Annotated in this window: 22 protein-coding genes; 1 reads left to right on the top strand and 21 read right to left on the bottom strand. The window is 36.9% G+C overall.

All coding sequences use genetic code 11. The features are described from left to right. Positions 1-189: 189 nt before the first annotated feature. The 6 genes from AB4138_RS15870 to AB4138_RS15845 form a co-directional block, all read right to left on the bottom strand. Positions 190-2,457 (bottom strand): YjbH domain-containing protein, encoded by a 2,268-nt coding sequence (locus tag AB4138_RS15870; protein ID WP_372306757.1) that lies wholly within the window; start codon positions 2,455-2,457, stop codon positions 190-192. Next, entirely contained in the window at positions 2,457-3,383 is a 927-nt protein-coding gene (locus tag AB4138_RS15865) for a capsule biosynthesis GfcC family protein (RefSeq protein WP_372306754.1), read from the bottom strand. The genes AB4138_RS15870 and AB4138_RS15865 overlap by 1 nt, the downstream gene beginning before the upstream one ends. 21 nt (positions 3,384-3,404) lie before the next feature. Then, positions 3,405-4,109, bottom strand: a complete 705-nt coding sequence (locus tag AB4138_RS15860; RefSeq protein ID WP_372090266.1) for a YjbF family lipoprotein — start codon at positions 4,107-4,109, stop codon at positions 3,405-3,407. 120 nt (positions 4,110-4,229) lie between these two features. After that, the gene (locus AB4138_RS15855; RefSeq protein WP_016784037.1) at positions 4,230-4,475 is read right to left on the bottom strand and encodes a hypothetical protein; all 246 of its coding nucleotides are present in this window, start codon (positions 4,473-4,475) and stop codon (positions 4,230-4,232) included. A 268-nt stretch (positions 4,476-4,743) separates the two neighbouring features. Continuing rightward, entirely contained in the window at positions 4,744-5,292 is a 549-nt protein-coding gene (locus AB4138_RS15850) for a sugar transferase (RefSeq protein ID WP_372306820.1), read from the bottom strand. A 113-nt stretch (positions 5,293-5,405) separates the two neighbouring features. Then, complete coding sequence (locus AB4138_RS15845; RefSeq protein ID WP_372306751.1) at positions 5,406-6,350, bottom strand: UDP-glucose 4-epimerase family protein; 945 nt, start codon at positions 6,348-6,350, stop codon at positions 5,406-5,408. A gap of 171 nt (positions 6,351-6,521) precedes the next feature. On the opposite strand from AB4138_RS15845, the gene AB4138_RS15840 reads away from it, so the two are divergent. Beyond that, positions 6,522-8,378, top strand: a complete 1,857-nt coding sequence (locus AB4138_RS15840) for a polysaccharide biosynthesis protein (RefSeq protein WP_372306748.1) — start codon at positions 6,522-6,524, stop codon at positions 8,376-8,378. Here AB4138_RS15840 and AB4138_RS15835 read toward each other — a convergent pair whose 3' ends face one another. The 15 genes from AB4138_RS15835 to AB4138_RS15765 all read right to left on the bottom strand — a co-directional run. Continuing rightward, on the bottom strand, positions 8,379-9,215 hold the full coding sequence (locus tag AB4138_RS15835; protein ID WP_372306745.1) for a glycosyltransferase: 837 nt from the start codon (positions 9,213-9,215) through the stop codon (positions 8,379-8,381). It abuts the gene before it with no gap. Continuing rightward, positions 9,208-9,834 (bottom strand): CDP-alcohol phosphatidyltransferase family protein, encoded by a 627-nt coding sequence (locus AB4138_RS15830; protein ID WP_372306818.1) that lies wholly within the window; start codon positions 9,832-9,834, stop codon positions 9,208-9,210. The genes AB4138_RS15835 and AB4138_RS15830 overlap by 8 nt, the downstream gene beginning before the upstream one ends. A 79-nt stretch (positions 9,835-9,913) precedes the next feature. Then, on the bottom strand, positions 9,914-10,555 hold the full coding sequence (locus tag AB4138_RS15825; RefSeq protein ID WP_372306742.1) for a hypothetical protein: 642 nt from the start codon (positions 10,553-10,555) through the stop codon (positions 9,914-9,916). Between the two features lie 149 nt (positions 10,556-10,704). Continuing rightward, a complete protein-coding gene (locus AB4138_RS15820; protein ID WP_372306739.1) occupies positions 10,705-11,964 on the bottom strand; it encodes a CDP-glycerol glycerophosphotransferase family protein in 1,260 nt (419 codons plus the stop codon). 1 nt (position 11,965) lies between these two features. Beyond that, a complete protein-coding gene (locus AB4138_RS15815; RefSeq protein ID WP_372306736.1) occupies positions 11,966-12,934 on the bottom strand; it encodes a hypothetical protein in 969 nt (322 codons plus the stop codon). Between the two features lie 18 nt (positions 12,935-12,952). Continuing rightward, positions 12,953-14,059, bottom strand: a complete 1,107-nt coding sequence (locus AB4138_RS15810) for a CDP-glycerol glycerophosphotransferase family protein (RefSeq protein WP_372306733.1) — start codon at positions 14,057-14,059, stop codon at positions 12,953-12,955. A gap of 80 nt (positions 14,060-14,139) precedes the next feature. Further along, a complete protein-coding gene (locus AB4138_RS15805) occupies positions 14,140-15,741 on the bottom strand; it encodes a hypothetical protein (protein ID WP_372306730.1) in 1,602 nt (533 codons plus the stop codon). Between the two features lie 145 nt (positions 15,742-15,886). Then, complete coding sequence (locus AB4138_RS15800; protein ID WP_372306727.1) at positions 15,887-16,309, bottom strand: divergent PAP2 family protein; 423 nt, start codon at positions 16,307-16,309, stop codon at positions 15,887-15,889. 10 nt (positions 16,310-16,319) lie between these two features. After that, a complete protein-coding gene (locus AB4138_RS15795) occupies positions 16,320-17,150 on the bottom strand; it encodes a decaprenyl-phosphate phosphoribosyltransferase (protein ID WP_372306724.1) in 831 nt (276 codons plus the stop codon). Between the two features lie 7 nt (positions 17,151-17,157). Continuing rightward, on the bottom strand, positions 17,158-17,535 hold the full coding sequence (locus tag AB4138_RS15790) for a GtrA family protein (RefSeq protein WP_372306814.1): 378 nt from the start codon (positions 17,533-17,535) through the stop codon (positions 17,158-17,160). After that, positions 17,516-19,171, bottom strand: coding sequence for a DUF6044 family protein (locus AB4138_RS15785; protein WP_372306721.1), 1,656 nt, complete (start codon positions 19,169-19,171; stop codon positions 17,516-17,518). Before AB4138_RS15785 ends, AB4138_RS15790 begins: the two co-directional genes overlap by 20 nt. 102 nt (positions 19,172-19,273) lie before the next feature. Next, a complete protein-coding gene (locus AB4138_RS15780) occupies positions 19,274-21,304 on the bottom strand; it encodes a hypothetical protein (RefSeq protein ID WP_372306718.1) in 2,031 nt (676 codons plus the stop codon). Positions 21,305-21,306: 2 nt separating this feature from the next. Further along, the gene (locus AB4138_RS15775) at positions 21,307-21,975 is read right to left on the bottom strand and encodes a glycosyltransferase family 2 protein (protein ID WP_372306715.1); all 669 of its coding nucleotides are present in this window, start codon (positions 21,973-21,975) and stop codon (positions 21,307-21,309) included. Further along, positions 21,957-23,045: an N-acetylneuraminate synthase family protein gene (locus AB4138_RS15770; RefSeq protein WP_372306712.1), complete on the bottom strand. Its 1,089-nt coding sequence runs from the start codon at positions 23,043-23,045 to the stop codon at positions 21,957-21,959. The genes AB4138_RS15775 and AB4138_RS15770 overlap by 19 nt, the downstream gene beginning before the upstream one ends. Beyond that, the coding region (locus AB4138_RS15765) for a sugar nucleotide-binding protein (RefSeq protein WP_372306709.1) at positions 23,032-23,441 on the bottom strand (410 nt) is incomplete at its 5' end. The genes AB4138_RS15765 and AB4138_RS15770, both read right to left, overlap by 14 nt.

The following is a 23,441-nucleotide window of genomic DNA, read 5'->3' as shown; positions in this document are numbered from 1 at the left end:
ATATCCCCCTCGAACTCCCCCTTTGATGAACATCACCGATCAAAAACGAACGGCGTTCAAGGGGGAGAACCAAAAGCTAGACCCAATGAATATCACGATATCTTAAGCTATTCGTTATTCGATTATTCGAGACTGCTCTTTCCCCGCTCTTCGTATCCCGCTTACTCGTCACCCGCATCTGCTTTCGATCTACTTAACGCTACTCGGCCTTTGGAACCAAGGTGAGCGAGCATCGGTTTGATCGAACAAGTTGTATTGCTTATTCAACACTTGGCCGCCGTCACGCGTGATCGGTAACCAGGTAAAACCTGCGCGGCTTGAGCTTGGTTTCACAGTAACAAGATCGAACGGAATCGATACATAGAAGCCTTTGGTGTAGCTGCCTTCACCGTATTCTTCGGTTGTCATGTCGGTTAAGCTAACAAACGCACCAGCAATCACGCCGCTCTTGAACTGCTTAGAGAAGTCGACACGAGTCCCGATATCACCCGCAAGAAATTTACCCACACCCACTTTAAGCAAGGTATCGCTCAAGAAATCCCATTGTGGGGTGTAGTAACCAGTAATAAAGCCCGTCGTGCCTTTGTCGATCACTTTGTACGTTCGGCTGCTGTCATCTGGGTTAACTTGGATCTCTTGATCAAACGTGCCGAACCAACTTTCAGGATCGCGCTGGCTTATTGCAGTCATGTCTGCACCAATGGCCCAGTTTTGGTTGAATGGTCGATACAGGATTTCACCACCCACACCCGCAAACATGCTTTCAAGGTAGCCACCGTAAGCTTGGGTGTAGACACCGCTGCCGTAATCTTCAAACCAAGTCAGTTGTAAGCGATCTAAGCGAACCGGATCGTCAACGTAAGAACGGAACAAGGTTCTTACTCTTGGCGTTTGGTCAGTGCCGTCTGATGGGATTTCGTAATTAAACTTGTCGTAGTTATCGACTAAGTTAACGTACAGAGAGCCCGACAGTTCAACATTGTTTAACGCCCAAAACGATGCGTTGGTGTATAACCCCAAGCTGTATAAGTAGAAATTTTCGACCGAACCGAACGATTGAGCGAGGTTTGGTGAAATCGATACATCGAATCGCTCACGCCCATCATGATAGATAACGGATTTCTTACGTTCTAACTCGTGAGTGTGTGAAGCATCACGGGTTTGAGCGTTAAGATAATTATTGTTCGCTGCCGCTTTGAACGCTTGTGCATTAACCGTTGTCTCGGTGAGTTCCAACGATTTATCGTTTTCGATTATTTTGTAAGTATCAATGTAACTCGGTACCGCATTCGCGATCACGGTCGCACCGCGTTCAACAGCGATATCTCTGTCTCGATATTTAACCTGAGTGCCCTTTACCACAATGCTGTTATCGTCGACCAAGATTTGCGCTTGTTCATAACCAGCGATCGTTTCAAGTTGGCTTGCAAGAGCCGCCATATCGATGTCATCAACCGTCTCGATACCACTCGGGCGCAACTCTGCTGTTTCGGTATCTCGCCACACGGAATACATTTCATTAAAGTTGGTAGAGAGATCGAAGCCAAGGGTTAGCGTATCACCTCGCTCGTAGCTCATTTTAGCCGAACCCCAATCGGTGAAACGATACACAGCACCCACGTTCCATGGCGTGTGTTGTGTCATGTCGACACCGTTACGTGCAGGAAAATCTTGAGAGTAATCATTGCCATCGTATTCAAGCTTCACGGTTAACGGCTTATAAGGGGTTTGATATTCAAAACCACCATAAATCGCTGCATCGCCTTTAAACAAACGCTCAAATTCCAACATTCCACCATTACCTTTAGCACCTGATGAACGGTTACAATATTTGTCACTGGCTTTACACAATGGGTTGGTTAAGTTACCACTAGTGCCCATATACCCCCAAGCCATACCCAAGGTAAAATCAACAGGGCCAAAGCGCTTACTAGTCATCAAAGCTTCCCCATCAAACTTTCCTGTACCACCAAAGTCCCTTATGGACACAGATAGCTGTGGTAAATAATACCCTTCATCAATTAAACGAACTTTAAAGTCGATACCTTTATCCGTGTATTCATTACACCCACTGAAATTATTTGTGGAACAGTCGCCATCGACACCTGGGGAACTCATAAGAACACCTTGCATTTGCGTGTATCGAATGGTGGTTTCTAACCAAGGCATTATTTGTAAGCTAACGTTATAAAAGTGATACTCGTTATTGAATGATGCACTAAGATTAAACTCCCCCTCAGGAGCCATGCGCGCGGTAGGCATTTGCATTAAGCCAACACCACCAAAGTTCATTTGCGACGTTCTGTATTCTGTGTCGTCGAATGGTGATTTTTCTGCTCGAATCGAAGAGGAATCAATGACTGTCTCTGCTCGAATCGACATGCTATTGGTCATTAATAAAGCACAAGCAACCGATGTGCACACTGCCGATAGAGGGAATGATTTCTGTTTCAGCATTACAGGCCAACCTTATGACGTAGCAAATCGACAATATCTTGGTTCAACGTTGAGTATTCCGATGGCAAAGAGTAGAACGCCATAAATACGATGGCACCTGGTGCTAAGTAAACCGGCTGTTCGTTCCAGTATGCGTATTGAATGGTTTGTACCTCGCCATCTGGCTGGACAACATACGCCACGCTTTTATCTGCAGATTCACTAATAAAGCCATTCGGCAATGCATCGAGGTAATCATTCAACGTACCATGCTCAATCAGATTCATTGTTACCGACTCTTTCATTGCACCCATCAACTGAATTGACGTTGGTCGTTGTGGTAAGTACAGAGAAAAGGCTTGAGTTTGACTGTCTGACGGCTTGTTAGTATGAGAACTTGAAACAAGCAGTGGGTTCTTATCTGATTGAGAGATAACGGCATTACGGTCTAGCTCAATAAAAACTCGATTGAGATATTGGAAAGAGGCTAACTGTTGGCGCACTAAGTTTGCTTCTGGCTCTTCTACTGCGAAAGCTTCAAGCTGGTTCAGTACATTGCGCTTTTTGGCTTCGATAGCTTGGTTAGCTTCTTTAAATCCAGTAACTGCAGTCGCTTCAGTATTGGTTATATCAAACAGTTGAGCCGAAAGGGGGAAGTAACCAATAGTACCGTTAGCGTTAGAGCTCGCATTCGCGTTTGCGTCGTCTAATACACGAAGCAGTCGAACGTTAGTTTGATACTCAAGCGTCACACCTTGAAGAGGAAGCTCGATTGTTGTTTTAATCGACGAAGAGCGTTCAGGCGTAACAAGATCAGAAGCCGAAGAAGCGGAGCTCAAAGCAAACAAAGCGCTGATCATTAACAGAGCTCTCATCGTTAATAAAGTTCTCACCAATGGCAACCGACGTCCCGTCATTTTTGATGTATGACTCATATAATTCATCATTTTAGTTCATTACCCTGTTCGTTAATTGCTTTGATAATGCTTAAGGACGGTTAACTCAAGCCTTGTCATATCAGGGCCTAAATACTGTATGGTTTTTACCACTTTGCCTTCGCTGTCGACCCAATATTCGTTGGTGATGTCTTGTTCTAATATTGGGAATTGAATTTTTTCTTGGAATTTCTTGGTATCGATAGACGCTAACGGAGTTTCAACCGTGTCATTTCCCACATACGTTCGGGTGATGTTTGCTTTGTAGCCAAATCGATAGTTGGGTTGCCAGTCGTAAACCGCTTGCCACTTTTGGGCACCGGGGTTAGCTGACACATCAAACGCATAAGCAGAGTCTGGCGACGAGCTGTTTGCAGAAGAGAATGCATTCAACGGTTGGAATGCCAAACCAGATAGGTTTTCGTAAGGAAGCAATAGCGTTTGTACGACACGTCCATTTTCAGTGACGATCATCGCTTTGTCAGAAGACATCCACTTTAACTGCTCTGCGCCCGTTTGCGGGTTTTCACCGACGTACGCTAAGACCATGAAGATCTTACCTTGGTCATTCACTTCTGCATAAATGCTGGAATAAGGTAACGTTTGAATGTATTCCTTGGATAGCTCAACATCGGAGCTTCCAAAAAAGGCTTCATCAAAAGTAGAGTTAACGTCTTGAAACTGCTGAGAACAACCAGCAAGAAAAAGACCAAGAGATATGATTAGAGGTTTAAGCATGACGAGTTCTGCTTCCTAGCAATCTGGTTGCTGATGTCCAATATGGAAAATTAATCAATTAGATATAAAAAAACCACTTTATGCTTTCACATAAAATGGTTTTAAACGCCTACTCAAAAATTATCGAGTCGTTGTTGTCGTTGTTGCACCGCTTTCGTTAGAAGCAACCGCTACAGCTGCTGCTGCCGCTACTGCTGCTGTCGCTACTGCAACTGTTGTTGCTGTGCCAGCTGCAGCTGCAGATGCACCAGCGCCAGCTGCTGTACCAGTACCTGAACCAGTACCCGCTGCTGCTGTAGTTTCAGCTGCAAATGCAGCACCTGAGAAGCTAACTGCTAATGCAGCTGCTAGAGCCATCTTTTTCATAATGATTTCCATTAATATAAACGTTTATATGTAGAAGATGATTTTCACACCCTCAAACAGTTGCTCAGCTTAAACAACTGATTGATCATGATAGATAATAACCACAATCAAGTAAATGGATAAATCATAAGCAATACCTTATAAAGTGTTATTTAGAAAATAGCGTCACATAAAAATGGCCTTAGAGACTGTGGAGGTCAACAAAGCTATGTTTGTATAACGCAGAAGCCAGTACCTATGATCATAAGAGAGCGTAAACCATATCTAACTAAACCCTGTCGCCCGAGCCTTTACCTAGTACGGTTTGAATAATGTATTGAAAGTACAATTTAGTACTCAACGTCTGAATCATGCGTTGATCCCACTCCGCGAGTTTTTCCGGTGTCGACATGTCGATATCATTGATTTGAGCTAGTCCGGTTACGCCAGGCCTAACCGACAACACTCCTCTCGACTCTCTTTCATTGATGAGCTCTTGCTGATTGAATAAGCATGGTCGCGGACCAACCAAACTCATTTCACCTTTCAGGACGTTGTATAACTGTGGTAGTTCATCCAGTTTCGTTTTACGCAGGAACCCACCTAGTTTAGTTACAGAGCTCGCCCCAACTAAGTGAGTCGCAACAGATTTTGTTTCCACTGGCATAGTGCGGAATTTAACTAAAGTGAATGGCTTTTTGTTGCGACCAACTCGGGTCTGAAAAAAGACAGGAGAACCCGTATCAAAATAGCCGAGGAGACAAATAACAACAAATACAGGCCAAAGGAACAACAAGCCAAAGAAAGCAAAAATAAAATCGAACAAACGAATCAAAATATGTGTCCTATCAAATTCGGATTGAAAACGTGGGGGCACTATAAGCACCACTAATCAATAAAGGATACCTGAAAAATTTATGGACAAGAAAGCCATAAACTACCTAAAACGCATCAATGCGACTTCAAGTAAGCTTCTACGGTTCTTTTGATCCCTTGTTCAAAACTTACAGGGGGGTTCCATCCCAATATCTCTTTCGTCAAACCTATCTCCACTTGGAGGTTGCCGCATATTCTTTGCGCTATGTGCTGTCTATTTAAAACTGACGATCCAGCTTGTATCCAAGACATTGGGATTGGAATTAATCGCGGTGATTTCCCCATAGCATGAGCGATGGTTTGCATCAATTGAGTTGTCGATACATCCTGATCATCAGAAGCTAAGAAGGTATAGCCCGGAGCTGAAGGGTGCTCGCAACAAGTTAGTATCAAATCGGACAAATTATCCAAATAAACCAAGCTTCTCTGGTTCTTTATAGCACCAAACGGTAACGGAATGCCTTTATCAATCAAACGCATCATAGATAAGAAATTTGCTTTGACGCCAGGCCCATAAACTAATGGAGGCCTAATGATAACCACTTCTAGCCCTGTCTCTTTTGAAAGCTTAGCCAACTCAACTTCAGCTTCATACTTGCTCAAACCATAAGGGTCTTGCGGAGTATTCTTTAAATTCGGTTCAAAGGGTAAATTTGGCTCACTGAATTCACCGTTAACTTTAATAGAGCTGACAAATACAAACCTTTTAACGCCCGCTTCAGCGGCTTGCTTCGCTAGGTTCAAAGTGCCAAGGGTGTTGATATCTCGATAGGCAGTTAAAGCACCTTGCTCACTCTCATTCATTTGATGCACTCGAGCAGCACAATGAACAACACAATCCACACCTTCGAATGCACCAGACCAATCGGTAGAAGCATCAATGGAAGGGATAACCAAGCTATTAGTGAGTGGCTCTATTTGCTTACGCACAACCGGAATGACTGCCCAGTCTCGCTTTTTGGCCAACTCAACAACTCTAGAGCCGACAAAACCAGTACTACCTGTGACTAAAATATTCATAACAAAACGGCCTCAATAGAACAAATAATGAGCGAAATTAATAGCAATGCTCCTGAGCACCACAGAACCATCAATAACATCTAGCTTACCGCACTCAACAGCATTAAAATATCTTGAATAAAAACATTGTGCAGCGATTGCTAAACAAATATCAATATCTCAGGGACAACAATGATCAAGCCAATACGAGCAATTCTCAACACCAAGCGGAAAAATAAACGCTTAATTAGTATTGGTTACGACATCTTTGCAATAGCAATGTCTATTTATCTTGCTATTGCTTTAAGGCTAGGTACATATACATTTGAGCTAGGGTTAGACGAGTGGGTAACTTTACTCCTGACCATTTCAGTTACGGTATTCACCTTTGCCAAACTTGGCATGTACCGAGCTGTACTACGCTACATGATGTTCCCTGCCGTCGGTAACATCTTCCTTGCGGTATTTATCTCATCTCTAACCTTAGTTATGAGCGGATTCTTTTTTCATACCTTTATCCCTAGAAGTGTCCCGTTTATCTATGCAGGGCTAGCAATACTGACCTTAGGTGGACCAAGGATAATGATCCGCTCTGCCTATGATCAGATGATCAAACGCAAAAAACCCAATGTATTTATCTACGGTGCCGGGGCTACAGGTCGCGAACTTGCATATGCTCTAATACACGGCGATGAATATAACCCGGTTATATTATTAGACGACGATCCGAGCAAAAGGGGCAATATCTTATTTGGGCTAAAAGTCCATCACCCAAGCGAATTTGAGCATCTTCAATCTCTTTATCAGCCAGTAAAGCTATTACTAGCAATTAATAATATTAATAAAGGTAAACGATTAAGACTCGTAGAAAAATTATCTGATTGGCCTATTGCGATTCAGTCTGTCCCATCGGTAGAGGACATAGCTGCAGGTAAAGCGACTGCGACAGAGATCAAAGATCTCGACGTAGCTGATCTATTGGGTAGAGCGCCTATCACACCTGACAGTGAATTGCTGGCAAAGAATATTCATAACAAGTGTGTCATGGTAACCGGTGCCGGTGGTTCCATTGGTTCAGAGTTATGTCGTCAAATCTTGGCGCAGCAACCTAAAACATTAGTTCTATTCGAACTCAATGAGTACAACCTATACAAAATTGAACAAGAACTACTTTCTACAAAGAAAAACTTAAAGAGCCAAACTCAGATCATTGCCGCTCTAGGTTCAGTCCAAAGACAGAACCGTCTTGAAAAACTCATTAATACATATGAAATTGAGACCCTGTATCATGCTGCCGCATACAAGCATGTCCCCCTAGTCGAGGATAATGTTGTTGAAGGGATTCGTAATAATGTTTTTGGGACACTATCCTGCGCACAAGCCGCTATAAAGTGCGGTGTGAAAAACTTCACGCTAATTTCAACTGACAAAGCCGTAAGACCAACGAATGTAATGGGTGCAAGTAAACGGATGGCTGAACTCGTTCTTCAAGCGCTTGCAGATAAAGGGACAGATACTGTCTTTACCATGGTCAGGTTTGGCAATGTGTTAGGCTCTTCCGGGTCGGTAGTGCCACTTTTTAAGAAGCAAATCAAAGCTGGCGGCCCTGTTACTGTGACGCACCCTGATATCATCCGCTACTTCATGTTAATCCCAGAAGCCGCACAACTTGTCATCCAAGCCGGAGCTATGAGCAATAACGGTCAAGTTTTCGTACTAGACATGGGTGAACCAGTTAAAATCTTAGATCTTGCAAAACGCATGGTGCACCTTATGGGTATGAAGGAAAGCCTTGGATCAAACGCGGATGAAGGCGATATTGAAATCAAATTTACAGGTTTAAGACCCGGAGAGAAGCTATATGAAGAACTTCTGATTGGTGACAATGTCGAAGGAACAAGCCACCCCAAAATAATGACAGCAATAGAAGACAAACTTAACTGGGCTGATATGACAGCCTTACTAAGTGAAATTGACAACTATTGCCACGACTTTGATACAGACTCTATTCGTATCGTTCTAGCACGGTATTGCAACCTGACCAATTGATTAAGACCTGCGCCTTGGATCGACTTTGTGTATCCAAGGCAGCAAAGCAGAAAACAGGCTATTGGGGATAATTGCTCGCAACATAGGGAAACATAGGGCAATATAAGAAAATAATCTAGGATCATTTTGTCTGACGGCAGCAAAACCTATCTTTGCTCGATTCCATGCTACGCTAAACGTATTTTTTGTCTTTAAATTTTTATCAAGACGATAATAAATTAACTTTTCAGGCAAATTAGCGAAAGTAAGGCCTCTTGAAGCAGCCCTAATCCAAAGTTCGTAGTCGTCTTGTCTTCTTGGGATACTTTCAGAATAACCACCAACTCGTATAATAGAACTCTTTCGAAATATCACTGTAGGGTGGACTATTGGGCAACACCAAATAAGACGTTTAATACTTGAATGCTCTTTGGGGACTATCAGTTCATCATAAACATCGCCAGCCTGTGAAATAACATCACAATCTGATCCACAAATATCTATATCAGTATTATTTTGTAAGAAATGAACTTGCTTTTCAAATCTATTTGTCTTACAAATATCATCAGTATCCATTCTAACGACAAGCTCATACTTACATTCGCGTAACCCGATGTTCAACGCTTTCGCTAAGCCCACATTCTTATCGATAGCAACTTCAAATATTGGAATAAAATCGATCCAATAGGATAAAATGGATTTCAACTCTTGACGTATAGGACCATCAATAACAATAATGACTTCTTCTGGGGCTAACGTCTGTTCGAATATACTGCGAAGACATAAATCTAAATAATGAGGATCTTCACCATCGTATAAAGAAAGTAGCACACTGAACTGTCCTCGATTATCATTCATATTTACATTCACTATCTATTAGTCGCTTATCATGAAACAAGATCCAAAAATTGTATGCGATAATCAAACCTGTCAAAACAAAATAGAACAAAAAAATCTCGAACCATACACCAAAGTAAAAAGCTAAACATGTTAGGACATAAACGTTTCCTGTATCCAGAGTTTCGTAGATTATTTTTAGTATTTTGAATTTTAATCCTAGCCCCGCCCTTTTCGCATATCCTTTAAGCCAAGGAAAGTAATGAACCCTTAACATTGAGATAAATGAGTTGTAGACAATACCAACGGCGCCGAAAATTACAACCCAATGTTGAATATCACTAAAGCTATAACCAAGGCTAAGCTTACTGTATATGAGCAACAAATACACGATCGAACACAGCCTATCTACCGAAACATCCAAAAAAGCTCCAAACACACTAGTTTTCTTTGTAGCCCTAGCCAGAGAGCCGTCCGTGCAATCTAGAACATAACTCATAACCCAGAAAAACAAAGTATAGAGATACCCACCATCTACAAAAAAGAAACCTCCAATAATAAAAAATAGCAAAGACAATACAGTTACTGTATTTGGTGATAGCTTAAATTTATAGGCTAGAAGAAAAACAGGGTATGACATATTTTGATAGATATGTTTAACACACCACATAGATACTGGAGCTTTAAAATTCTCAAAATCAGAGAAACTAATATTCACTTTACGATTCCCAACCTTTATATTTCTTATGACTTTCGAATAATTTTTGACTATTTAACAGCCAATTTCTAATAGAGGCATTTACCAATCGAGAGCCAAAAAGAAGTAAAATAGCACTGTGCGTAGGTATAGGGTTAATAGAGTAAACTAAGAAAAGAGATACCAATAAAAACAAATAAAGCAATGAAGATGAAACATCAATGACTTGGGTTGAATCAATCTTTATTGACTCCAATAAATCAAATTTGTTATCGGTAAAAGCAACATATTCAACAAAAATCGCATATAGTAAAACTGTTGAAACGAAAACTATAGCGTAATAAGGTGAAATAAGAGTAAAAACAAACAGAGATACTAATATAGTCATGATATCAGCTAAGTATCTATATGTAGGCTTCAAGTTTTTCTGAATGATTCTTCTATCCGTATTATTTATCTCTAATTCTTCTGATTCAAGTTTTTTAATCTGTTCATTTTGAAGTCTTGAAAAGTAGACTTGAATAGACGTGTTAAATACGTACAAAATGGCTGTTGCAGTTATTAACAATGTAATATATTGATTTTTTGTTACACTTCCATCCAGTAAAGTGGGAACATTAAAATCACTAGCCAATAATAAAAATATCTTTATAGGAATAAACATTATAGCCAACTTCAAGTACTTACTTGAAAATTGCAGTAGCGACAATGTCATGATTTTCACTGAAAATAATCTCGTATACTCAAGGAAAAAAAACAAAAATGATTTAAACTTTGAATGCAAGCGATCTAGTAAGTAAGTTACTTTCTTTATCATGATAAATTAACCAATCTAATTATTTCAGACACCACACGTTCAGATGATTTTCCATCCTCATGAGGGTTATATTTTCGATTAAATTGTAAATAAACATCTTCTTCAATAGAAAAACCAGACAATACAGCTTGAAGCAGGTCATGAAGTTCGATATCTGAGTATATCCGGAAACAAGGAAATGTCTCATCAATTTCAAGGTAAGCACCTCTTGATTTTTCCATATAATTATCAAAATCGTAAAGGTAACAAATTATAGGTCGCTTTAATAACGCGAAGTCAAATATTAAGCTTGAGTAGTCGGTGATTAGTATATCTGAGATGCCTAGTATTTCATTAACATCGTTATAGTTAGATACATCTATAACATTCTCATTAAAAACAGAGGTGTTGGTGAAGTAATGCCCTCGATAAAGTACAACAGCATCACCTGAAGACCGACAGATCTCATTTAGTTTTTGATTCAAATGACATATATTACTCTTCTCATTGTACTTATCAGAAAAAATCGAGTCTCGATATGTTGGTGCATATAGAATTACTTTTTTCCCTTCTGGAATCCCTAGTAATCGCTTTATACTCCCCACTTTCATCAAATCAAATCCATTAATAAGCCGATCGCTTCTAGGATAACCGTACTCGAGCACTTGATTTGGTTCTAAAAAGAATGCACTTTTAAATTTATTAGTTGCATAATGAGAGGGAGATAAGAACAAATTAATGCTTTTAGATTGCTGTTGATAAATATAACTTCTAGCCAGCGGGGTTATCGATGTATCTGCGCTTATACTTATATCGCAGCCAAGCTTCTTAATCGGAGTTCCATGCCAACATTGAACGAAAATTTGGTATTTAGATTTGTGTATCGACTTAGGTAAACGGCAATTACTAACCCATATTAGACTCTCTCTATAAGCTTTAAAATATTCATTAGTATTAAATTTAACAACTTTAGTTCGTTTTCTTGCTATTAGATGTTCGTATTTACCATAATTATTGGAGTCTACCACCCAAACATATGACAAGTTTAAACAATCAAATTTATCACACAGAGTGTTATAAATTGCTAGTGGCGAGTCAGAAACAGAACGACCATTAAAACTCTCGAAAATAACAGTTCTAGGCTTGACATTTACACCTAAATACTTTGTAACAAAAATCAATCTCAACAGTTTTAATGTAAGAAAATGCCAAATAATATCTAGAGATTTAAACTTACCCTCTAACCACCCGCATAGACTAGACTTAATTCCCTCCACATTACATACCTAATTTTGATTTAATTAGCTTAAGATAAAAATTAACAACTTTAATTTTTGAGTGTTTAACTTTAATACTAGCTAATTTTTCTGAAATTAACTTACCTGATTGACCAAGGTTTTCTGAGGGTAAGTAATCTTGCATGAATTCTTTGACATCGCTGCCGACTGGTTTCCCTTCGGAGATAAATCTATGAACCTCATCAATGCTATCCGCATGTAGCCCTATATTATTCTCAAAAATATATGCCTCTGCTGAGCCTTTTACATACTTTATGACTCGATCTTTAAGTATCCAACGTGGAAATATAACAGGAATACCTAATGCCCAAGCTTCATAAACCATAGTGCCAAAATCAGAAATGACAAAATCTGCTTCAGCTAATGGGTTCTCGGTCGCCTCTTTAGACTTACGGTTACGAGGATGTAAGGCTACCGTATAGTTATATTTATTAGACATACCATCAGTATATTCTGCGAACTTCGGATATGTTGAGGTTGACTCATTTTCTTCACCACGCTTTCTATAATCATGCGTAGGGGCCCATAGAACATTGATTTTCTTACCCGCCTCCTTTGGGGTTTCTAAATATAAATTTCTTTGAGCTAACAAGACATCTAGACGAGGCCACCCAACTACATGGATTTGTTCGGGTGTTAATTTCACTCCATCTTGAGTAAGTAATTTTCTCTTCAACCAAGGGCCAGGAACAAATATATGCTCAAACTTGTTTATCATTCTCCCATCAACGTCTTTCATCGATAAGTAGTTTTTATCTGCAACCCCATGAGACATGAGTACATCAGCCTCTTGACGTATAAAGTACGTAAAATTTATACACCTTGGATGATATAAGGAGGTACTTAAGTACTTTTCCTTACTTAAGTGCACAACAATAGGGTTACTAATGCTTTTCTGTACCTTTTGATAAGATTTGTTTAGATTCTTTTTAAAGTTAATTTTATTCATCTCTCGCCCCATATTATCTTATAATACATTTTTTATATTATGGATGAAAATATTTGTTGAATCGCCTTTTTGTAAATCACCTAAATAGTTCACTTTGACACTCTTCAATATTTCACGATTATAATTATTAATTCTAGCATCTAAATCTTGATACAAATCAGGCATATTAGTAACCGACACTAAAATTCCATCATTTTTTGCTAGTTCGGGGATACCCTCACTCCTATCTACAGAAAACATGTCTACAACGCAATATGGCTTCTCATGCACTAGATAATCTACGATCACAGATGAGTTATCAAAAATTGAAAACTCCACATTTTGATAAAAAGAATTTATATCACCCTCTTCAATATAAAATCCATCAGAATGAGAACTCAAAGCTCTAACGATCTCATCATGATATTTTTTGTGCGTTGATGATTGAGAACCTAAGCTAGGATGAGGCTTGTACAGTAAAGAATACTTACCACTCCGCAATATCTTTTTGACCATTTCCAAGGCTTCAATTCCAATAGATGAGTAATTCATCTCACTATGGGTTCCTTCCCATGTAGGAGCATATAAGATAACTCTCTTATCTTTAGGCAATGACAGATCTCTATATTTTATAAAGTCAAGTTGAGGACGCCCAACCTTGATAAACTTCTCCTCATCAAATCTAGACAGGTTATTTCTATAACGCTCGAGTGCAACATTACCGGCAACGAAAACCAAGTCGTAAGCTTTCGCTTGATTTGAATACATTGACGACTTCTCTGATTCACCATGATTGATAAAGATATGGCATGCACCATTGTATGAGAGCGACTGGAAGTTTTTGACACGATTATTCGGGTAAAGTATGGCGCCAACTTTAAATTTATTATAAATATCAATCAACTGAGCGATACCCCGAACAAAAATACGACATTCACCATACCCGGCAAAGCTACGATAGGCAGCTTCACTTCGAAATACCGTCACCACCTTTAAACCGCGAGCCTTCATTTCCTGGATAATAGGCCCCCACATGTCATACTGGTATTTTGAATCACATCCTCCTGACATATAGAAAACTATATCATAATTGGAATGTTGGGTATTTAAAAGCAGATGTACAGCCTGCTTTTTGTGTGTATACAAATATACTTTCTTAAGAATTCTTAAACACTTGTAAAATAGTTTACTTAACATAATATCAAATTTCATTTGGAAACGGCACTTCAAATGGCGCGTTCGACAGAATTGAGGGTTTCTTTTATAATATCAGATTTCGAATGGAGGTAAAACTCATCGATTATAGTTATATTATCAAACCAAATATCTTCACTTGATTTAAAGCGGTACCTTTGACTGATAGAGTTAGACAAAAGATATGTTGGGGTTCCGGACAATCCAGCAAGCTCTAAAGAAACAGTTCCGGCACTAACAATAGAGTCTAATTGATTCATCAAATAAACAACCTCGATAAAGTCATCCATTTGATTTATTGGGGGCTCAAGAAAATCAATAGTATCAGAATATATTTTGGCAAGTTCTCGTTCGGAATCTGATAAATCATATTGCAAAGATATAAACTTAATTCTCCTACCCTTAGCTAGACTAAATATTGATTTCAGGTCAAAATAGTGGTCGTTTCTTGAAGGGCCGATTAACATACTTCTCCAACAAATTCCCACCAGAAGATACCCCTGCCTTCTACAGGAATTTAAAAAATCATCGATAATAGATTTATTTTTAACACATTCCACTATAATTTCAGAAATTAAAGGCAAAGCTTCTCGGTCCTGAAATCTTTTTATTGAAATCAGATCTGTCATAAGAGAAATTTTTTCAAACCTTTTCGAATACTCATAAAGGTTATTATCCATCGCGTGATGTAATTTATTATTTGGTAGGTTATTGTAAGCTTGGTAGTTTTGAGGTGAGATAACTTTCGTTCTCGAACTAGGAACAAAATCAGCATCAGGGTATATAATTGCTAAAAGGTCATACAAACGAGGTTCGCATGAAAACGTAACATTTTTATGTTTTTTTAGGATTTGAGGTATCAATACTGAAAACCTAATATCATCCCCAACACCCCATGAAGCACATACCAACAAGCGTTCTCCACTCTTTACATCATCCAGATTTTGAATATATTTCCCGGGGAACTCTCTATAAAATAGATTAGCGATATCTCGTTCTTTCATTGCCGAGAATCCTTCATCTGGCAAAGCTTGAGAATAGAAGTAGTTAACCAAATTAGAATTACTTATTATTTCCTTATGATCTTCAATTATATCTTTCGCACTTTCCATATCGCCTGTTATGATTAGCGAAGTAAAAATAGCGTTTAATGCAAATTTGTTATATTTATTGTTCTCATTGTTGTAAATATAACATATTTCTTTGTATTTTTCAGATAGAAATAACACACGAACACGGTTACTTGCACGAACTTTACTTAGTACAATACAATCAGTATCAATCCCTAAATAGTGTCTAATGTATAATTCTCCTGTACGGCTAAGAATCTTATTTTCAATCAAGAAAAAAAGATGTCTATCAATATCTAAATCTCGAAACTTTGATCTAACATGAGTAAATAAGCCAACACTTAGAATTTTTGGATCACTATATACCGCTAATATAAAGTATCGATAATCAAAATCACTAACATCGAGATATAACGTTCGCTTTAGAATTATATTCCCTTTCCCCAGCCATGCTAGTAGTAATATGTTGTTATCTACTAGTTGATTAAAGCCTTCAAAATCGAGTTTCAACAGGCAAGCATCTATGTCCCTGAGTAAATTATCTGGAAAAATTGAATAGTACATCCTCTTTGCTTTGAAACAAGAAAAAGATAACTTAGATCCTCTAATGCAATCTATAAGATTATATTTATAAAGATCATGGTTAAGTAGAATCCTTTTAAGAGCATTCATCATTTGTCACCATGTCGTTCGAAGAAACCACGTAATATTAAAATAAAGTAAAAACCAGATTAATTATGCTCGCGCTTAAAATGCCAAGTATAGCACCAATAAATATTTCCTTACGGGTATGCCCCATTCGTTCCTTTAACTTAGGGATGTCATAATTTGTCCGACTCAGTATATTGATTGCTTTCGATTGGCGTCCGATGTGTTGACGAAGACTATTAGCATCTAACATAACAATAAAGGCAAGTGCTATTGCAACGACCAAAACTGGCTCATCAACACCTTCCTTTATGAAAATAATTGCAACTACGCTACTGACAATGCAACTATGGTTACTTGGCATACCACCATATCCGATCAAGTCAAAAGCGAAGCGTCGAAGCGATATACTATTGACTATAAATTTAGCTGAACCGGCTATTAACCAAGCAAAGAATGGTGTGATAACATAGCTAATATCCATTATTAATTACCTATAAAAAATAACCACAAGATAATACCCAAAATAGTATACAGACTTGAAGGGGCTTATCAGAAAATAATGCGTCCGTTGGAGATTCTCCCGAATCTCTAACCTCTACAATGTACCAATAACGATATAAACCAAATAAAACAAATGGAATTGTTATTACCATCTCACTTTTTACTGTAATAACAAAAAGACTATAGAATAAAATAGCGCATGTAGCAGACATTTCTGCATATTTATCCACGAGAGTTACTGTGTAATATTTTAAAACGCCTCTTGAACTTGCTCCTGAACTCAACAACTCTTGTCTTCGTTTTATTGCTGCTAAGTATAAGGCAAGGGAAAGTGTAGTGATAAACATCCAAGATGAAAGTGGCACATCGATTATCACCGTTCCTGAATATACTCGTAATACAAAACCAGTGGCAATAGTAAAGATATCAACTACCGGCTTTTCTTTTAAATAAAACGTATATGCGACGTTAAGTATAATATAACCAACAATGCCGAGTATTAGCTTGGGGAAGTAGCAAAAAACTAAAGAAATCATCACATAGATAGATAACAATAGTACAATAGCCTGAGTTTTACTAACTTCACCCGATGCTAACGGCCTAGTGTAACGCTTAACATGGTGTTTTCTATCTGCGTCTATATCTTTGTAGTCATTGAGTACATATACAGATGAAGAGGCAAGACAAAAAATGAAGCATGCTATCGTAGATAAGTATATCGAGCTTAATGTATCAAACTCACCAGAAAACAACAATGGGGCAAAAACAAATGCATTTTTCACCCACTGTTTAGGTCTCATCAACTTAATTAAGCCAATCATAAGAGCTCTATTTACCATTATCTTTATCACAAAAAACAAACGAAAAAAGATTAAAATTAACAATTGCAATTAAAATCACTGAGATAGCTTGAGCTATCATATAGTTAACACCACTATCAATTAAATAGTAAATAGTGGCATTGTTCAAAATTAAGGCGGGCATATTAAATAGAAAAAATAGTATAAAACTATCTTCATTGGAACGAAAAACAAAATTTTTATTCAAAAAGTAACTATTTACAACTGAAATAATAAAGGCGATACAAGATGCTAGTACGTAGTCTAGAAACATAGAAAAAAGATAATATAGAAACATCGTTATACCAAAGTTACATAGGCCGACACACAAAAACCTAAATACACTACTATTTAATAGTGTATACATATATATCATAAATATCTCCTTGTACACTACCTGAAAGACTTAGATTGGTATTATTAAGTGAGTAAGATGATATTATGTATCTTAATTTCATTTCTCTAGCATGGTTGATATCTATATTTAATTCACAAGGCCAATTTTTTTTAACCTCTTTTACTAAAGGTGTATAACATTTTACATTACTAAGAGGGAATATATATGCTCTGCCCCCCCAGTTATCATAATAATTTTTCCATTTTTGATTAGATTCTAACGTAGGGGCTATTAACTTTCTGAAGTTCAATTTCTCTTCTAAGCCATAAGCGCTGTGATACATATCCAGAGTCTTAAATTTATTAAATACCAAAACTGCTGGATGGAAGCCAAAGGCAACACTATTCTCTTGATTATAGCTAATCTTTTCCTTTACTTTGTTAAAAGTATCTTCCGATATGAATTCGTTATAAGTTAATTCATTACAGCCAAAAATACTACACTTCATAGTTCTAGAAAAATCATTATTGTATGTTGGATATATTATTACCACAGCAACATTCATGATAACTATAAAAGGTGCTACGTGTTTAGGTAGTTTATTCCTTATTTCATTAAAAATTAACAAAAATAGGATACTCCAAAGCAAAGGATTAAACCAAACAAACCGGCTATAATTCCAACCTTTCAGAAAAGATATTTTGCTGTAAATAAAATCACGTAAAACCAAATAATCAAACAGTGCATATATAACACAATTGAGTATAATTAAAGCAAATACTGTAAGAACAATGCTATTTATTTCTAACTTTTTAGTTGCCAGAAAATAGATGTAGACAGGTATGGTAGTTAGCGTTACGAAATGTATTGACTGGGCATGTATTTGCCCAAAAAAGAAAGCTTCATAAAAAGATTGTAAAACACTCCCAGATGGAATAACCATAGTACTGCGTATACTTTCTGCATCACTAAGAATATAAGAATATACATAATGGTATTCTGTGATACAGAATGAGAAGATTAAAACTATACAAGCACATAAACCTCTTAATATAAACTCTCTTTTTAAGAAACAACAAATCAATATAAAAACTAGTATATATGCGACTATAAAGATCCCATATCTAGCCAGTTCTGAAAGAATGGGATAAATTGCGACAAAAATAAGGTATTTAATATCACCACGAATAATATATCTTATGAATAGGCCAGAGATTAATGGTAGACTGGCTTGAGCTAAATATAAATTAGGATAACCAGGCAATATTGAAAATAATAGCGCAACAACGATCATAGGAGTGCTCTTTTTTATATCAATAACCTTCATTAAGTATAAAAAAGAATAAAAACCAACAATAACCTTTAATATCCACGCTATCTGATATGCTAACAGTGGTTCAAAGAAGGCAAATAACAAATTATTTATCTGAAATTCTGATGGTAAATAGTTTCTCGATATACCATTCAAAAATGGCAATGACGATGAAGGTTCAAAAAATGCGCCATTATAATTCATGGACGCTAACCAAGCTATCGAAGAGTCGAGGTTATCAAATATCTCGATATAATAATCACCTCTAAATATTATCGGTGATAATGCAACACTTACAATCAATAATATCAATATTTGATATATATACCCCCGGTTATTTAACTCTATTTGCACATGTATCTCCGATTACCTTACTGGTTGAACACCTAATTTAGTTTAACTGTAACAATAGTAACTTCTTGTTGTTTCTCACCATAAATAGGCACTGCCATAGCATTAATATGTTTTATTTATCATTCTTGATATATTGAAAATACAACTTTTTGTTATTTCTTTTTTACTATGCCCTTTATAACCGATCAGCGGGCCAACAGTTATTGTATTACTTCCAAATCTGTCATTTGTTGCCTTATAATCTAAAGTTCCAGTTCTCATATAGGATATTTCAGGAGAGTTCGCCAAGTGATAAAACTTAGTCCCCGTAGCTGCCGCAAGTTCATTATTTAATGTTGAGACACCAACAACCGCATCTAAACTTTTGTAAAATAACGCACTGTTAGTGAAATCATTATACAAATCGATGCTATCAACAATGATAATACCTTTCTGTATGCACATTTTTCTCTCTTCATCACTAATAGGAGCTTGTAAAGAGTAAAATGTAGCATCCGGTATTAATTTTTGTAACTCCAATATTTCTTCTAGCGTATATGAATACTTTAAATTTCTTTGAACTTGATTATAACTAGAAGACCATAAAATCCCAATACACAAATCTTTATGATTTTTTCTAGGGACAGAGGGCATTATATAGCAGTCGCTAACTTGAGTTTTTGTCTCCCACGGCTCTAAGATGGTACAAAGATCACTGATACTGATAACATAGTCATACTCGGCTCTTAATCGTTCTACTGTATCGGGTAAATTCGACAAATGAAACGAAGACATGTTCATACCTATCGCACGGAATTGTCGTTTATGCGGTATGAACTGAATAGAATCGAAGCTCAAGCTAAATATTTCTTGCAACCTAGGTTCGCATGATATGGATATGTTATTGCTATTTACGTGCCTATAAAGCCTTGACCACCGGACCTCATCTGCAACACCAGACTTAGCTAAGATTAATACCTTCTTATATCTCAATTCGTCTCGAGTTGGTAGTTTACTGCTGACATTTAGCCTTAAGAATGAGCTTAACGAGTTCTTTAAATTGCTTCTCACTTCTTCAACATTACAATTTTCTCCAGAAAACATACTCCAATAAACTTCAAACGCAGCAGGACAGACATTTAAATATTTAAGCCTCGAAATGAGTTCAGGTATTTTATCAGGTGACTCATAACAATAACTCCAGAAATAAAACAACCTTACACTTTTTAATAGCGAACGATTATTTCCCACTATCAGTTTGTCAATTTCTCTAATAACACCTTTATGATTGCCATCTAACGTTAAATATCTTACTTTGTTTACTGTATCTAAAGTTTCGCTTGATCGATTACAAAGCAATTTGAAGTCACTAAATTTCGAGAAAGCCCATAATACATTCAGTTTTTGATTGTATTCCAACCCGCTACTGAGTAAACCTTCTTCAGCTATCTTGGGAAATTCACTCATGGATTCAGCATGTGATAATAGGAATAGATAATCATCATAAGATATTTTATTTTTTAGTCTAAAATATCGATGAGAATCTGAACCAGGCCTGCCTAATAATTTTATATAATCATTTTTAAAGTATTTCACATCATTTACAGGTGAAATACTAGGTAAGGACTTGTATATTTTAAATTCTTTAATGTTACTTATAGATATAATATCTAAAGAGCCCTTGATTTTCACAAAAATATAAAAATCATTTTTCATAATAAATATTTTGACTATTCTTTTTATTCTCTTGTTGGCCTTTTTGAAAATTTTTGAGTAAAGCTCTAGCCTCTCAGAAGTTTCATAACATTCTCGAATGTAATTAAGCATATCAATAACTATTTGTTTTTCTAGTTTATTTATACTCTTAATACATGTTAGAATATTCTCCTCAAGAAATTTCTCCTTGTAATATAAATCTTTATTATTACTCATATACAGTATGTTTATTTTAACTGAATTAAGTTCTGAAAGATTATTGTGTTTTAATCTAGAAAAAGCACAATCCCATGAATCATATTTAGAAAGTGCTTTACTAAGTTGGTAGCTCTTAACAGATTTAGGCAATAAGTCGTCTATTTTTTTTACTAACTTGAAGTGATTTCTCACTCCAAGCAGCTTTATAACAACTCCATATATTATAGATTTATATTTCATAGTCACCAGTTAGAATTGTGGTATATCGATTTAATCAAGCTTTTAAAAATTCTTTTGTTAGCTGAAAGTTTACCACCAAATCGAGGCTCATCACCTCGCTGGCGTATGATTACAGGAATCTCTCTGAATGGTACATGATTAGCGAGACCCAATGACATAAGCTCTGTTCCAATTGAATCATAGCTTTCAAACCTATCATACTTTTTAAAGAGACTTATATTGTAGGCTTTTAAACCACAAAGAGGATCAGTAATTCCGAACTTGTAATTAAAGTAAGTCCCAAATAATTTCTCTGATATTCTTGCGAATTCTTGCCTTTTCCCAATGACTAGTTCGATACCTGGTTCATTTATGGTTGTAAAGATATCTCGAACAGACTCTGGATGATGTTGTCCATCAGCATCCATGGTGATTACATAATCAACTTTCATATTATTAACACAAAAGTGAAAACCCTGTTCTATAGCTCGGGAATAACCATGGTTGACCATAAGGTCAACCACTATCGCTCCTGCATTTCTAGCTTTTATTGCTGTTTTATCATTAGAACAATCATTTACAACAACAATAGTGACTTCTGGAATTGTAAAATTAATCTCACTAATAACCTTTCCAATTGTCAATTCTTCGTTAAATGCTGGAATTACGATGGCTACTTTACTTGATGCCATCTAACACACTCACCTGAATCTATATTTTCAACGATCTGTTTTCCTAGCAACCCCTCTAAATGATAAGGTTCAATGGCGTCGATTGGACACGGACGCAGACACTCTAGCATTTCTTCGGTAAGAACTTCACCAACCTTAATCTCTCTAGTAGTGCGAATTGATCTTCTTTGTACAACAACTGTCTCTTCTTCATTCTTTTCGACCTTTTTTACACCACTTCCTAAAGAGAGATATAGCTCGTTAGCACGATCTACCATTTCTCTCCAAGATTTAGGATTCATAGCAAATTTGTGGTCAGGTCCATCTCTATGGTTATCATCAGTAAAATGTTTTTCGATTACATTTGCACCAAGAGCTATTGCACCTAAGACAGTAGCATGTCCTGGTGTATGGTCACTCAACCCTAGAATAGCATTAGGGTACATACTTCTTAATGTCTTAATAACATTTAAGTTTATGTACTTAAAATTATCTAAAGAAGCAGTATAGTTAGTATTGCATTGCATAATCACTAGTTGATCTGTATGTTTTTGTGCAACGGTAACGGCTTTTTCTACCTCATCTAGAGTCGACGCACCACATGCCAGAAGTAACGGCTTATTCTTAGATGCCATTTTATCTATAATCTGTGGCCATGTAATATCTCCTGAGCCTACTTTAAAAGCAGGAACAAACTCATCAACATAGTCGACCAAGTCAAATGAATACGGGCTAGTAAAGAACGCTACATTTACCTCTTTACACTTTTCAACAATTGCTTCAGTCCACTCAAGTGATATAGATGCATCTTGATAAACTTCGAATACCGACTTCTTCCAATTTGATTGGTGGGATTGTTTATCTCCAAGACTGTCAAAGCCGGTTTTACTAACGATTGTTTTCGCGTTGAAGTGCTGAAACTTAACAGCATCAGCTCCAGCATCAGCTGCAAGTTGAATTAACTCTAAAGCTTTACTTAAGGATCCATCATGGTTTGCCCCAACATCCGCAATGAAATATGGTTTTCCTTCTTTCTCGATTGATACATTTCCAATTTTAAATTCATGAGAAAAACAATCATTTGAACTCATTCGCTACATCCTCTATTTCTTCTTTTAAGTTTGGTAAATTAAATTTGTACGCCTTTTCAAACTTGTCCAGTTTCATTGACATGTTATATGGTCGTGATACTTTTAAGTTAAGATCTGATAATAAAACGGAGGAGTATTCAAAACCTTCAATACCCGTATTTTGCAGAAAGCATATTAGAAATTCCTTCTTAGACATTACACCATGAGAGCCAACATTAAATGTTCCTTTGATCTGTTTTATGATACAAACTTTTATCACATCACAAAGCTTTTTAATTGACAGAGGTGAAAAGAAAACGTCTTCAAACAAATTTAGATGTTCTTTATTCCTTGCTTTAAGATAAATATCGGAGCATAAACCTTGACTAATGCCACTGCAGGGCGGGATCGCACTTT

This window comes from Vibrio sp. 10N.286.52.C3 (assembly GCF_041468865.1).
Classification (GTDB): domain Bacteria; phylum Pseudomonadota; class Gammaproteobacteria; order Enterobacterales; family Vibrionaceae; genus Vibrio; species Vibrio crassostreae_C.
The sequence above is the reverse complement of the archived record's forward strand: the minus strand, read 5'-3'. Positions and strand labels throughout refer to the sequence as shown.